The 14,397-nt window shown below is 38.3% G+C and carries 12 protein-coding genes and 3 tRNA genes; 10 read left to right on the top strand and 5 right to left on the bottom strand.

All coding sequences use genetic code 11. The features are described from left to right. Positions 1-31: 31 nt before the first annotated feature. Positions 32-1,048 carry a tRNA (adenosine(37)-N6)-threonylcarbamoyltransferase complex transferase subunit TsaD gene (gene tsaD / locus E0H89_RS06770; RefSeq protein ID WP_131215740.1) on the top strand — a complete coding sequence of 339 codons (1,017 nt, stop codon included), beginning with the start codon at positions 32-34 and terminating at the stop codon, positions 1,046-1,048. 186 nt (positions 1,049-1,234) lie between these two features. Then, a complete protein-coding gene (locus tag E0H89_RS06765; protein ID WP_131215738.1) occupies positions 1,235-2,185 on the top strand; it encodes a sensor domain-containing diguanylate cyclase in 951 nt (316 codons plus the stop codon). Between the two features lie 173 nt (positions 2,186-2,358). Here the strand turns inward: E0H89_RS06765 and E0H89_RS06760 are convergent, their stop codons facing one another. Beyond that, a complete protein-coding gene (locus tag E0H89_RS06760; protein ID WP_131215736.1) occupies positions 2,359-2,925 on the bottom strand; it encodes a DUF4385 domain-containing protein in 567 nt (188 codons plus the stop codon). 317 nt (positions 2,926-3,242) lie between these two features. Then, entirely contained in the window at positions 3,243-4,115 is an 873-nt protein-coding gene (locus E0H89_RS06755; protein WP_131215734.1) for an ATP-binding protein, read from the bottom strand. Positions 4,116-4,301: 186 nt separating this feature from the next. On the opposite strand from E0H89_RS06755, the gene E0H89_RS06750 reads away from it, so the two are divergent. The 5 genes from E0H89_RS06750 (at position 4,302) to E0H89_RS06730 (ending at position 7,054) form a co-directional block, all read left to right on the top strand. Then, positions 4,302-5,813, top strand: coding sequence for a DUF3336 domain-containing protein (locus E0H89_RS06750; protein WP_131215731.1), 1,512 nt, complete (start codon positions 4,302-4,304; stop codon positions 5,811-5,813). Further along, the gene (locus E0H89_RS06745) at positions 5,773-6,630 is read left to right on the top strand and encodes a protein kinase domain-containing protein (protein WP_131215729.1); all 858 of its coding nucleotides are present in this window, start codon (positions 5,773-5,775) and stop codon (positions 6,628-6,630) included. The genes E0H89_RS06750 and E0H89_RS06745 overlap by 41 nt, the downstream gene beginning before the upstream one ends. Positions 6,631-6,737: 107 nt before the next feature. Further along, positions 6,738-6,822, top strand: a tRNA-Leu gene (locus tag E0H89_RS06740). Between the two features lie 33 nt (positions 6,823-6,855). Then, positions 6,856-6,929 (top strand) — tRNA-Trp (locus E0H89_RS06735). 40 nt (positions 6,930-6,969) lie between these two features. Then, positions 6,970-7,054 (top strand) — tRNA-Leu (locus tag E0H89_RS06730). 169 nt (positions 7,055-7,223) lie between these two features. Here E0H89_RS06730 and E0H89_RS06725 read toward each other — a convergent pair. Next, on the bottom strand, positions 7,224-7,427 hold the full coding sequence (locus tag E0H89_RS06725; protein ID WP_131215728.1) for a hypothetical protein: 204 nt from the start codon (positions 7,425-7,427) through the stop codon (positions 7,224-7,226). Between the two features lie 486 nt (positions 7,428-7,913). On the opposite strand from E0H89_RS06725, the gene E0H89_RS06720 reads away from it, so the two are divergent. Then, complete coding sequence (locus E0H89_RS06720) at positions 7,914-8,186, top strand: hypothetical protein (RefSeq protein WP_131215726.1); 273 nt, start codon at positions 7,914-7,916, stop codon at positions 8,184-8,186. Between the two features lie 24 nt (positions 8,187-8,210). Here E0H89_RS06720 and gloB read toward each other — a convergent pair whose 3' ends face one another. Beyond that, the gene (gloB, locus tag E0H89_RS06715; RefSeq protein ID WP_131215724.1) at positions 8,211-8,942 is read right to left on the bottom strand and encodes a hydroxyacylglutathione hydrolase; all 732 of its coding nucleotides are present in this window, start codon (positions 8,940-8,942) and stop codon (positions 8,211-8,213) included. 221 nt (positions 8,943-9,163) lie between these two features. Here gloB and E0H89_RS06710 point away from each other — a divergent pair, with 221 nt between their 5' ends. After that, positions 9,164-9,985 (top strand): PhzF family phenazine biosynthesis protein, encoded by an 822-nt coding sequence (locus E0H89_RS06710; protein WP_131215722.1) that lies wholly within the window; start codon positions 9,164-9,166, stop codon positions 9,983-9,985. Positions 9,986-10,123: 138 nt separating this feature from the next. Then, entirely contained in the window at positions 10,124-12,895 is a 2,772-nt protein-coding gene (locus E0H89_RS06705; protein WP_131215720.1) for a M16 family metallopeptidase, read from the top strand. A 341-nt stretch (positions 12,896-13,236) separates the two neighbouring features. On the opposite strand, the gene E0H89_RS06700 is transcribed toward E0H89_RS06705, so the two are convergent. After that, positions 13,237-14,301 (bottom strand): amidohydrolase family protein, encoded by a 1,065-nt coding sequence (locus E0H89_RS06700; protein ID WP_131215718.1) that lies wholly within the window; start codon positions 14,299-14,301, stop codon positions 13,237-13,239. Positions 14,302-14,397: the final 96 nt, after the last annotated feature.

The raw sequence follows: 14,397 nt of genomic DNA, 5'->3' as shown, positions 1-14,397 counted from the left end.
CAATATTTAGATACGGGTAAAAGGCAGTTTAATGATCGTTCTTGGCTTAGAAACTTCTTGTGATGAAACAGGATTAGCACTTTATGACAGTGAAGTCGGCTTGATAGGACAAGTTTTATATAGTCAGATTAAACTGCATGCAGAATATGGTGGTGTTGTTCCTGAACTGGCTTCACGTGACCATGTAAGAAAATTAATTCCTTTAATGAATCAGTTGCTTGAACAAAGTAATATCAAAAAATCACAAATTGATGCGATTGCCTATACCCGTGGACCAGGCTTGATGGGCGCATTAATGACAGGTGCATTGTTTGGCCGTACTTTAGCATTTGCCTTAAATAAACCGGCCATTGGTGTGCATCATATGGAAGGTCATATGCTTGCGCCTTTATTATCTGCGACCCCCCCAGAATTTCCGTTTGTCGCTTTATTGGTCTCCGGTGGCCATACACAGCTCATGGCTGCGCACGGTATTGGTCAATATGAATTGCTTGGTGAATCGATTGATGATGCCGCGGGTGAAGCCTTTGATAAAGTCGCGAAAATGATGGGCTTGGCCTATCCGGGTGGGCCCAATATTTCAAAATTGGCATTGCAAGGCAGTGCAACAGCGTTTGATTTTCCGCGTCCAATGTTGCATCAGGGCTTAGACTTTTCATTTAGTGGTTTAAAAACAGCGGTTTCAATTCAATTGAAAAAAGTTGAAGGTCAAAACCGTGAAGCTGATATTGCGGCATCCTTCCAAGAAGCCTTAGTGGATACATTGGTAAAAAAATCGATCAAAGCACTCAAACAAACCGGGTTAAAACGTTTAGTGATTGCGGGGGGGGTGAGTGCCAACCAACGTTTACGTGAGCGCTTGGAAGCAGGTTTGGCAAAAATCCAAGCACAAGTTTATTATGCAGAACCTGCATTATGTACCGATAACGGTGCAATGATTGCATTTGCAGGTTACCAACGTTTAAAAGCAGGACAGCACGATGGATTGTCGGTAACAACGACACCACGTTGGCCGATGACGGAATTGACTAATCCTGCACAAGCTTAAATAGGGTTACTTAAAAAGAGGCTATCTAGCCTCTTTTTACTTTTAAGTATTTTAGTGAAGAATAAGTCGATATGAGTTTATATGGCTAGATTTTATATTCATGATAAGTTCTAATGAATTCAGAAAATATTCTGAATTAAAACAGATAAATAATTTTTTGGGATCATAAGCATAGGTTTATTTTGGATGGATAATATAAATTTCAGAAGCTTTCAAGACGCCGGTCAAGCTGTTCTCAAGTTTTTATATAAACGTTTCGGATTTAATTTATGGATGATTACCCGAGTCGAAGGTAAAGACTGGATTGTACTCCAGAGTGAAGACCATGGTTATAATGTTCAACCGGGGCAAGTATTTCAGTGGGCAGATTCATTTTGTTTTCATATGATTGCGGGTAAAGGCCCTAAAATTGCGCCTCGTTCAAAAGAGATTCCTTTATATGCGACTGCCCCGATTAACCAGCAAGTCAGTATTAAATCCTACATCGGTCAACCGCTGATCCATGAAGATGGTAGCTTGTTCGGTACACTTTGCGCCATCGATCCTCAAGAAAAATCTGAAGCCATTATTCAGGATATAGAGCTGATTGAATTATTCGGTAATTTATTAAGCAGTATTCTGCAAGCTGAACTGCGTCAAAATGAACAAATTCGTCAGCATGAGCGTCTAGAAGCTGAAGCGCTTATGGATGGTTTGACTGGCTTATATAACCGCCGGGCGTGGGAAAGATTGGTCACTACAGAAGAAGAGCGTTGCAAGCGTTATGGACATCCTGCTGCAGTTTTCTTTATTGATCTGAATGATCTCAAGAAAGTGAATGACAGTCTCGGGCACGATTACGGAGATGAATTAATTCAGCAGGCGGCCCAAGTACTCAAACATACTGCACGTAGCAATGATATTGTGGCACGTCTAGGTGGGGATGAATTTGTAATTTTAAGCGTAGAAAATGATGAGGTCGGAGTGGAAATACTCATGAGTCGTCTTATACATGCTCTGACACAGGCAAAAATCGGTGCGGCAATTGGCGTAGCCATGCGACAGCCTGCACAAGGGCTATTCAAAGCGGCTGCCGAAGCAGATAAAAAAATGTTTGAGCATAAACGTCAAATTAAATCTGAATATCATAAAATCTAGAAAAATTGTTTAAATCATAAAAGTTAAAACAGCCTTTAACTTGAATTAGTAGAATAAAGCTATAAACCTAGACAGGTTGAAAATGCTTTTAGATAAAAAAAAGAGCAATTTGTAAATTTAAAATTGCTCTTTTAAGAGTTAACTCTCATTGAGAGTGCAATTACAGTATTCAATTAATCCTGACGGATCAACTCGTTGAATTGTTCTTTAAGCTCAATGTATTTTGGATTTAATTTTGCTTGATCGCTTTTATCTTTAAAAATTTTCGCGACAGCAGCTTTGACCTGATCTTCAGTGCTACGTGGCTGTTTTTCAGTTGTAACGGCATCATTGAGTGCTACTTTAACTTTAGGGGTAGCGCCTTTATTTTTTCGGCCGGTTTTGTGGGTACCTTTTTTATGATTTGCATAACGACGCGCACGAGTATAGCCCATGAGCAAAAACTTTCTTGCCATGTCTGCACCAACAAAATCATTTTTCTCTAAATAATCTAAAAATAAGGCAAAAATCTTGCTACTACTTTCAGTGGCTTGAGCTTCATCTTCAAATTGCCAAAACGGTGAAATTTCAGATTTATAGGGTTCAACTAATAAAACACCTTCTTCACCACGACCAATGCGATATAACTCTGGACGCTTTCTAAAATTAATCTTTTCAAAGTCGAGTGAAAAGTCGAAGCTGCGTGAAAATGAGGGAGCTTCAGACTTAGGTGTTAATGAATCTTGTTGGTTATCGGTCATTGGGAGATTCCTTAAGTGTGTGAGTCTTATGAATAATGAGCACTATTCATGACTCTCAAGAGATTTTGCAGAGTTTGAAGCATTTTTATGGGCTTTGATATGTCTAAATTGCACTGGACATAACAACCGCTGTTTATATTGTCCAAATAAAATAAATCAAGTCATTTAGGGGAGAATCTGGAAGCATAAATAATCCGGAATTTTTACAAACCTTAAGAACCGCAATAAAAATCTAATGTCATCTTGAGGTAGAGCTTAGCTCATTATTTTGGTTCAGTATTTAATAAAGGATTGAAAAGTGGCTAAATCATAAAAGCTTATAATGATTTTAACTGCTGCGAGCCAATCCAGTGTTTAGAAAACTGATACGCTGCACGTCCCGAACGCTGCCCACGAGCCTGACACCAACGTAATGCTTCAGCACGTGTAAAATCATCCATTGGCATATTGGCTTTTGCTAAATAATGCTCAACAATTTCTAAATACAAGTTCTGATCCATGGGGTAAAAAGATAGCCACATTCCGAAACGGTCTGACAATGAAATTTTTTCTTCAATCGCTTCTTGAGGGTGAAGCTCTGTATATTGCGGAACATCCACGCGCGTTACCGGCGTATTTTCATGCATAAACTCTGGCAGCAAATGACGGCGGTTACTGGTTGCATAAATAATAAAATTACTCGAACCAGATTGTAATGAACCATCTAGAACACTTTTTAGGCTACGATAATTTTCATCTTCTGCATTGAAGGCTAAATCATCACAATAGACAATAAACTTTTCCGGCCGGTTTTCAATCAGCTTCTGAATGAGAGGGAGGTCGGATAAATCATCACGTTCAATTTCAATTAAACGTAAACCTTCCGACTCATATTGGGTGAGCAGGGCGCGAACAATAGAAGATTTACCGGTACCACGTGAGCCGGTAAGTAAAACATCATTAGCAGGTAAGCCTTTTAAAAATTGCAGCGTATTTTGGATGACTTTTTCTTTTTGTCTTTCAATGCCTTTTAAATCATTCAAATACATCTTCTTGGGCTGTTGAATGGCGATTAATTGTTTGTCTTGCCATTTATAAGCAGAGGCTGAAAAGTCGGTCGCTTGTTTCAGTTCTGGTAAATTTTGCTGTAGTTGTTGGAGTACAGTAGAAAGTGCTTGTAAGATATGCTCAGGTAAATCAATTGTTGCCATGATGGTTCAGCTTATACATGTAAAAGTAAAAGGATGGTTTTATTCAAGAACTGTATATCAATTAGTCGTGTTTTGCCAAGGGAATAGGCATTTTTGCAGTGATAATCCGCTGAGTTTTCTGTCAATGTTATGCGTGATGTCTTATCATGAATAATGAATAAAAATGAAAGTGTTTGAGGGATAGATATGTTATTTAAAGATTTCACCCAAGATATTAATCCACATCAAGCGTATCGCATAAAAAAATTAAAGCGCCAACTTGAAACAGCTGAAACATATGAAGAATGGAAAAGCATCGCACTGGAAATAGATGAAGAAACAGGTGCTCAAGAATGGAAATATGATAATTGCTCACCTTATTTTGATGCTGAAATTATTTCCGAGCGATTAAACCGTTTAAAACGCTACCGTTTTCAAAAACGTACTGAAGATCTCATGTACATATTGCGTGAAGGTTTAAGCTATGATATTGCCAATATTGCAAATCCGATGTTGTTTACTGCCACATATGTGGGGACAAAAAAAATCATAGAAGACTATGTGGAAGAAGTCAGTGCAAGTCTTGCTTACATCGCTTCAGATGCTTGTTCTTGCTTATGTTTAACTGAAAAAATTAAATTTTTTCAGCATTGTAAAAAAGCATATGGTCAACCTGCGATCATGTTTTCAGGTGGTGCAACATTGGGGCTGTTTCATACAGGAGTATGTAAAGCGCTCCTTGAACAAGATTTAATGCCTAAGGTGATATCGGGTTCGAGCGCGGGTGCAATTATGACGGCAATGTTGGGAACCTCAAAACCGTCAGATATTTCCGGTCTTTTAAATGGTGAAAACTTTTTTAGTGAAGCTTTTCATTTTCGTAAATTCAGCGAAATTTTAAAGGGTAACGGTGGTTTTGCCGATGTGATGTACCTAAAGAAATTCTTGGTTGAAAATTTGGGAGATGTGACCTTTGAAGAAGCTTTTAAAAGCTCTGGTTTGCATATTAATGTGGCTGTTGCCCCATATGATGCTTCACAAGAAGCCCGGATTATGAATGCCTACACTTCGCCAGATTTGCTGGTTTGGAGTGCAGTATTGGCCTCCTGTGCAGTTCCGATTTTATTTCCACCGGTTAAACTCACCAGTAAACGTCAAAATGGTCAATTAACGCCTTATATGGCAGATACACGCTGGGTAGACGGCAGTGTACGTAGTGATTTCCCTCAAGAGAAAATGGCTAGGTTGTATAATTTAAATTACACCATCGCCAGTCAGGTTAACCCCCATATTGTGCCGTTTATGCAAAGTGATGCAGAACGTCACCGTCGAGATCTATTGAGTTGGCCAGAACGGATTATTCGTCGTCAGGGGAAGGTGATTACCAAAGGCATTATGGACTTTACCCGGGATCGGGTTGGAAAAATCCCCCCGGTTCGACGATTGCTCGATCATGGTTTTGGTGTGATTGATCAAGGATATTATGGCGATTTGAATATTGTCGGTGACTATAGCTTGCGACACTATAGTTATATGTTTCAAAACCCGCGACCCTATTTGTTTAAATTGTTACAACGCGAGGGTGAGCGGGCGACCTGGCCTAAAATATCTTCGATTGAAACACATGCCCGTGTAGGGAAAACCATTCAGCACTGTTTGGAAATTTTAAGCTATCAAGATGATCCAGCGCAAAAAGAAGCAGAATTTATTGCAGTTTAATATTGAAGACCTTCATAGCTGTAATTTGATTCAAAAGACCAAACCTAAAAGTTTAACTTTTGGGCGTTGTTTATATACCTTTGAATATCAGCAGCAGCACTACTGGTTAAAAACACAAGCATGCAATGTGAATCAAAGTTGTGAAGCTGGATTTTTAAATGAATTGGCTTTTTATCAGCAATTTGTAGATCAATCCCATTCTTCAAGCAACATACCTGATTTTTTATTACCCTTTCAAGTGATTCCTCACTTTAAAATTGTATCTCAGCAAAAAGGGTTAAGATCATCTGCATTGATTTTGAGCCATGCAGAATCACCATTTGGGGAGTGTGCTGGCATGTCGCTGAATGAGATTAAAAAGACGTTGTTAAAAGTACTAGATGTGATTGATCAGTTACATCAATTCGGCTGGATTCATGCCGATTTAAAGCAGGAACATTTTGTCCTATACCAGCAACGTGTGTGTTTGATTGATTTTGAACAGGCTCAAAAAGTCGAGGTATCCCAAAAAATGCAAAGTCTGACTGCAACTCCACGCTATATGGCACCAGAACTTTTTCATTTTACAGAAAAAAACGTACAAACCGACATATATGCATTAGGAATTATTTTTTATGAATGGCTAGCAGGGAAGCGTTTAACAGCAGAAAATTATCAAGATTGGGCCTATTTACATTGCCAGCGGTTAAGTATTGAGCTTCCAGATCATTTAATACATTTTAAAAAGTTTCTATCAGGCATGTTGGCAAAGCAAAAAGAGCAAAGATTTACCAGTATTCACGCTGTAAAACAGTGCTTAATCCCTGAAAATGCTTAAGAAAAATACAAAAAAACCGCTTTTGTTTTTTATTTAAACAAACAAGTGGATTTTTCATAAAAAGGTCTTGTCATCGGGAAACGATCTCTATAATATACACAGCCATTGGGGACGTGGCGAAATTGGTAGACGCACTGGATTTAGGTTCCAGCGCCGCAAGGTGTGAGAGTTCGAGTCTCTCCGTCCCCACCAATTATTATCAAACTTGTTTGGTAATAAGGCTATAGAGGATTGGTGTAATGGTAGCATGACGGTCTCCAAAACCGTTCGTCAAGGTTCGAGTCCTTGATCCTCTGCCAAGTTTTAAAAAATCTAACACTAGTATGTTAGTACCCTGATGGGGACGTGGCGAAATTGGTAGACGCACTGGATTTAGGTTCCAGCGCCGCAAGGTGTGAGAGTTCGAGTCTCTCCGTCCCCACCATCATATTAAAGCAAGGTATATACCTTGCTTTTTTATTGCCTGAAAAAAAGTGAAAGATAAAATAAAAAAGCCCAAAAGAGGGCTTTAAAGATTAGTTTGAAAAGATGTTTTTAAAAATATATTTTGAATAATTTATTCTTTTGTCTCGATTCAAAAGTGAGATATATTTTTAAGCTTTTAAGTGATCTTCAAACTCTTCACCAAGTTGTAGGGCCAGTGAATTACCCGCCAAATCACAGGTGACCAAACCATATTCTTTTTTAAAGCTAAAAGTAAAACCGCGATTGTCGGTTAATGATTTTACCGAATAGCCTAATTTTTCTAACCAGATGCGAAACGCAATTAAATTTTTTGCTTTAACAACTTTCTTCACGAGAGCACTCCTTGTGTATATTAGATACATTACAGTATTAAAATAATAATAGGGATACAGCTTCTTTTTTAAAGGGCAACTTTGTGTTGTTTTTTATAAAATTAATATTTTGTATTTTTTATGAGCAATAAATACATAAATAAAAACTGAATTATGGATAAGGTTTAACCGGTTTTTGACCTGAATTTCAATATAACTATATGAATTTTATTTATTTTACCGGAATTTTTTAGGTCTTTGAGGTCGAAATATTTATACACAATTTTCAATGTGGTTTAAATGTGTCTATGTTTGAGCTGTTGCTTCGGATTGTTTAGAAATACTGAACGGGGGGCGGGAAATCATTATTATTTTATAAATAACTGAATAGTTGCAAAAAAAATGACAATACTTGCTATGTTAAAAAACGAAAAAATAGATTGCGCCGTACTGGGAAATTTTAAATTATATCTTAGGCGTAATACTTATTAAGATGATTAGATTGAAATGACCTCACAAACCATTGAACAAAATGTATTGAATCAAATTCAAAATATGCAGCAACAAGGTTTAACTCCTGTTGCTGCTATGTTGGGACATGAAGATTGGCTGATCTTTGCAGAACAATCAAAAGTGTCTTATACCCCTTTTGGTAGTGCTCGACGTTATCAACCTGCTTTAGGTGGCTTGCTGTTGGTTCGTGTTGATGAAATGAATATGACACGTGTGGTGACTCAAATTGAGCTTAATGCTTATGCACAAATGCATCAGATTTTGTAAATCATGTTTTTTCAGCTTTAACTGTTAAAAATGATCTTTTAACTCTCTTAGGCGTTGGAATTCTTCAACGCTTTCAACTCGTAAAAATGGATTGGTGTCTAATTCTAACTCAATGGTACTCGGTAGTGTACATTGACCGAGCATACGTTGAGCTTCAACTTTTTCGAAACGCTGTTGGATCGCCAGATTGTCCGGTTCCGCGTGTAATGCAAATTTTGCATTTGAAAGGGTATATTCGTGTGTGCAATACACTTTGGTTTGCGCAGGTAAAGCGGCTAAGCGATTAAGTGAGTGATACATTTGCTCATATGTACCTTCAAAGACCCGACCACAGCCCATCGCAAAAAGGGTGTCGCCGCAAAAAACAAGCTCCAAAGCCTCGATAAAATAGACGATATGTCCTAGGGTATGACCCGGTACGGCAATGATCTCTATATCTAAATCGTGGAAAGTAATATGGGCTTCGTGTTGCAGGGGATGGCTGATAAAAGGAACTTTACTTAATTCTTCACGTGGACCATAGACAGGAATATTGCGATTGATTAAAAGTTCGGGTACACCACCGGTATGATCTTTATGCCAGTGGGTCAGCCAGATCTGACCCAGCTTCAAATTGTTTTCTGTACAGTATGCTTCTACCAAATGTGCTTCGGTTGGATCAATTGCGACCACTTCTTTACTCGGCGTATGTTCTAACAACCAAATATAGTTTTGTAATTGATTTTTGACATCAATCATATGGATTTGAAAAGTCATGAGATAAGTGATCAATGAGATAGATATGAATAAGCTATCGTTAAAGTCAATTTTTTGCCAGTAGAACATCGCAAATCTATACAAATGCTTAATTTTAAATAAAATCTTGAGTATTTGAGTTTTATCAAAAAATGATCGATAGAGATTATTCTTAATATCTTTTTCTATCTTAAGGTTTTTCAATCAGTAAAATGGTTACAAATAAAATCAGGTAAATCAATATGAAGATGTATCAGGTGGATGCGTTTACAAATGAGCTGTTTAAGGGCAATCCAGCAGCAGTAATTGTGACCGAACAGTGGTTAGATGAAACATTGATGCAAAATCTTGCATTGGAAAATAATTTGTCTGAAACGGCTTTTGTGAAAATCATTGATGCAGAGAATTATGAAATCCGCTGGTTTACGCCGACCATAGAAGTAGACTTTTGTGGGCATGCCACTTTAGCCAGCAGTTTTGTGCTGTTTAAAGATTTCACTTCTGCAAGCGTCATTCAATTTCATGTGAAAAATTTGGGCATTTTTGTGGTCAGCCAAGAGGCTGATGGTAAAATCAAAATGAATTTTCCTGTTCGCCGTGCAGAGAAAATTGAGAGTTATCCTGAAATCTTAAATCAGGCTTTAACCAAGCCCTTTAAAAATGTTTATTTGAATAGCCAGGCCTATATTGTGGAATATGAAAACCCGCAAGATGTTGTTGATGAAACCCCAAATCTGGAATTGTTGAAACAATTGGGACGAATTCGTACGGCAATTACAGCGCAAGGGACAGATGTGGATTTAGCCTTAACTGCACAAGCTGAGCAATATGATTGTGTTTCACGTTATTTTGCACCTGCCAATGGCATTGATGAAGATCCAGTAACGGGTTCAATTCATACCGCTCTTGCGCCACTTTGGGCTGAAAAACTGGGTAAAAGTGAAATTCTGGCTTATCAGGCATCAAAACGTGGTGGTGAATTGTATTGTGTAGTACTTGAAAATGAGCGGATCGAAATTTCGGGTTACGCAAAGTTATATATGCAGGCAGAGCTGTATCTATAAAATGTATGAATAAATTTGCTACAAAGCCGTTGAAATAAACGGCTATTTTTTCAAAAAACTACTACTAAAAATGAAAAGCATTTTCTAAGATGGCGAGGGTGATAAAAATTCATATTGTTGAATAAAATTGGAATAATTATGTTAATGCGGTTTAAACAACTTACCATCTCTTTATTATTGGTTGGCTTTAGTGCAACCGCTTGGTCACAGCCTGTTTTAGTAAAATCTCAACAGAAGATTGAGGAATATAAATTAGATAATGGTTTGCGTGTGGTACTTGCGCAAAATGACAAAGAAAATAAAGTATTTATGAATACCGTTTATCTCACAGGTTCATTAAATGATCCACAAGGTAAAGGTGGCTTGGCGCATTTGTTGGAACATCTGGCATTTAAAGGAACACAGAATATCAAAGGCGAGGAGTTTCAGCGACGCCTGGATCAATACACCTTAATGACCAATGCCAGCACCGATTATTATTCGACTAAATATACCAATATTATTCGTCCAGAACAGAATGCAATTAATGAAGTGATTCATCTCGAAGCGGAACGAATGGATAAACTGGTGCTGCAAGAAAAGTTTGTACCTTCTGAAATTTCGATTGTGAAACGGGAACGTGAAGTTCGGATGGATCAACCTTTTTCAGTCATGATGGATCAGATGTGGAAGTCCGCTTATGGTAATCAGTATCTAGGGCGTTTACCGATTGGTGACTTAAACGAATTACAGTCGATTAAAATGGATGAGCTGAATAAATTTTACCGTAGCTGGTATGCACCGAATAATGCAGTTATGGTGATTTCAGGTAAATTTGATAAAGCTGAAGTATTAAAACAGATTGATAAAAGTTTCAGTCCAATTGCGGCACGCCAAGTTCCGGCACAAACTAAAGTTCCCGTCCTTGATTCAGCCAAAATTAAGAACAGAAACTTTCTGGTACAAAAGGGCAGTGACCTGGCTAAATTCAATATTTATCTAAATGGCAAAAATGAAAAGATCAAATCTGCATTAGCCTTGGCACCGTCTTTATATACCATGCAGCCAAGTGGACATCTTTACCAAAGTGTGGTGGAAACAGGTGTAAGTACCGGAGTTCAATCTACCACATGGTTAGATCAAGACTTCAATTTAGTTTTCATGGGTGCTATTTATGCCCCAAATCATGATGCAAAAAAAGTTCAATCTGAATTGGTGGCAGGGGTTGAAAAAAATAAGCCATTTAATGAAACCGAGCTGAATCGGGTAAAAAATCTGATTCAGAATCAGGCAGACAATATCCAGAGTAATGCTGCTGCATTAGGTGGACGTTTGAGTGATTATTATGTGTCTTATCAAGGGAATTGGTCACAATATTTTACTGATCTGGAGAATGTGAAAAAATTAAAGCTCTCTGAAGTGAATCAAACTTTAACCCAGTTTTTAGTCCCAGAACACCGTATCTCAGGGGATATTAAGCCGACACCAGAAGATCAGAAAAAAGCACTAGAGCAAAAACAGGCAGCTGAACAACCTAAAACACTTGATCAAACTGATGTCAAAGAAGAACCTTTAAAAGATAGCAGTGTCTATAAACAAGAGGTTGCTGAATATGTGAAGACCTCAAAACAGTATCTAGTGGATACCGAAAAGAAAATTCAACGCGGAACCTTGAAGAATGGTATTAAATACGCATTGTATCCAACATCGACCCGTGATGACAAAACCTACGCCACTATTTCTGTCGATTTTGGTACAGAAAAGTCATTATTTAATAAAGGCGAAGTGCTCGATTTAATGGCGTATTTGTTATTACGTGGTTCAGATCAATATAGCTTGCAAGATATTGCCGACAAATCAATTGAAGCGGGAGGTGGTGCCACTGCAACAGCATCCGCCAATAGTATTACCATTCAAATTGTGGCAAAAAAAGAAAAATTTGATGATTATTTTAAATTTATGATGCAGGTGTTGAAAAAGCCGAAATTTGAACAATCACAATTTGATTTAATCAAATCGCAAAGTTTATCTGCATTGGATCGTCCTTATACCGAGCCTGAAACCGTTGCTGCACTCACCATGACCCGTTTATTAGAGACCTATCAACCAGGCGATTTGCGTTACCATTTTGAGCCGGATCTTGCCAAACAACAAATTAAAGCAGCCACGGTTGAGCAAGTGAAGAAATTGTATCAGGATTTCTTTGTCAGTAACCATGCACAAATCGCCATTACCGGTGATTATCAAGCTCAACCCATGCTCGCATTAGTGCAAAAAGAGTTTTCAGGTTGGAAAGCGCAATTGCCATATCAACGTCTAAGCTCGGATTATCAAGCTTATCCCGCACAAAAAGTTCATACTTTATCTGAACAGCGGGAATTCGGCAGTTATCAATCTATTTTGACTTTTCCTGCCGGGGCAAATCATGCGGATGCTACAGCTTTAATCGTATTCAGCTATATTTTGGGAGACTCACAACTCTCTTCACGCTTAGCGCAAGAATTACGTGAAAAAAATGCCCTAGTTTATGGTTTTGGCAGTAGTGTCGAACTGGATGATTGGATTGATTCAGGTGCGCTAACCATTGAAGCCAATTACACGGCAGGTAAATCGGCTCAAGTTTCACAAGGTGTACGTAAAGTCTTAAATGACCTGTTGACTAAGGGCGTGACCGAGCAGGAACTGGAAGCAGCAAAAGCCAGTATTTTGAAAAAACGGATTACTGCTTTAGAAGATGAACGCAATATTCATAGTATGTTAACGCCACAATTAGAACGTAATCGTGACCTATTGTTTCGTGAAAAACGTGATCAGGCACTAGCAAAATTGACCAAAGCCGATGTGGATGCCGTGATCAAGAAATACATAAAGCTGGATCAGCTGGTTGAAGTCATGGCAGATCAGTATGGCAAACCGCAAAATAAGTCATAACTCTTGATCCACTTTAATGTGATTGCCGTGAATCTATTTAAGTTGAGTTTGATAAATTATTATATAAATTCCAGTTCATTAAGAATCCATTACTATTAGGATCTTACAGTTTTAGTCATAGATCAGTATTAACCTTCGGTTCACCCACTTTTGTTTCGGCAAAAGTGGGCAAAACTATTGTCCTTCACAAAACTTGCAAGATATCGAGTTATATTAAAATCATCGCAGAAACAGTACATTGCAAATGAAATTCTAACTCGAATAATGGTGCAGGACACTCATCTGTATCTAATTTCAGGTAAGACTCATCTTGAATTCAGCTTAGTTAAAGGCGAGGTCTTTTAAAGCAGATAAAACTGCTTTGCATTATGATGAAACACCTGCTCCAATGCATTTGGATCATAAGCTACAACCGCATCACTAAAGGCATCAATAATATTCACCAATGACGAGCTGACGCGATCCATCGGAAAGTTGGAAGCAAACATCACCCGATATGTGCCAAAACAGTTGAGTACATGGCTAATCAGGGGCATGGCTAAATCATAAATTTTCTGTTTACTGGCTAGCCGGTTCTGCTTGTGGAATTGATGACCTAAAACAGGCATCAACAAGCCTGACATTTTGGTATACACATTTGGACATAAGGCAAGTTCGGCAATATCTTCTTGCCAGCGAATAAGAATATTTTCACGGGCTATTTTTGTTAGTCCTGTCAGTGTTCCGACTTGACCGAATAATCCGGCAGGCGTTCCAAAATGATCCAGCACAATCGAGGTTTCAGGGAACTGTTTGGCTAGGGCAATCACGTCACTGAGTTGAGTTGAATAGACCCAAGCATCAAAAGTTAACTTGTTTTGTGCTAGAGCTTCGAACCCTTTGAGAAACTTTTTATTCAAATATAAATGTGGTTCATCCGCCCAGGCATGAATATCTTTATCTTCATGTACTGCCGCCATTTTACGAATGCCTTTAAAACGCGGTGAGGCTTTTTGGTGTAGCTGTAAAATTTTCTTAAAATTACTGTCTCGTGGATCTGCTGTTGCAACAATACCGCCCAGTTTCACTGTTCCCAGATTGAAGGGGAGCGATTCAATGAACTTCGTTTCCCCTATAACGCCTTTGCCTTTATTTTTATGCCAACTGGCTTCAACATGCACCACTTGTTCGACCTGATAATGCCCAATATCTTGCATATAGTTTTCAGGTAAATAAGGTGCTGTAATGTGGTTGGTGAGTCCCACCGTTTCAATGAGATCATCGGACTTAATCAGGCGAACGAATTTATCAAGTAAATAAGGATGCTTGCCCAATAACTTAACTGCCAAAGCTGCCGCATGGGGCGTGTTATAGGGATCCCATTGGTGAATATGCGCATCAATAATTGCAAAATCCAGTTGTCGCATGGGGTTGTCCTTAATTCATCGGTTTCTTTTATTAACCTTACTGCAAACTCATCAAGCTTTGAATGACCTTTTATCCAAAAAGTAGCGGTGTAAAAA

This window comes from Acinetobacter sp. ANC 3781 (genome assembly GCF_004331285.1).
Taxonomy (GTDB): domain Bacteria; phylum Pseudomonadota; class Gammaproteobacteria; order Pseudomonadales; family Moraxellaceae; genus Acinetobacter.
Note: the sequence above shows the minus strand (reverse complement) of the source record. Positions and strands in the feature narration are given on the sequence as shown.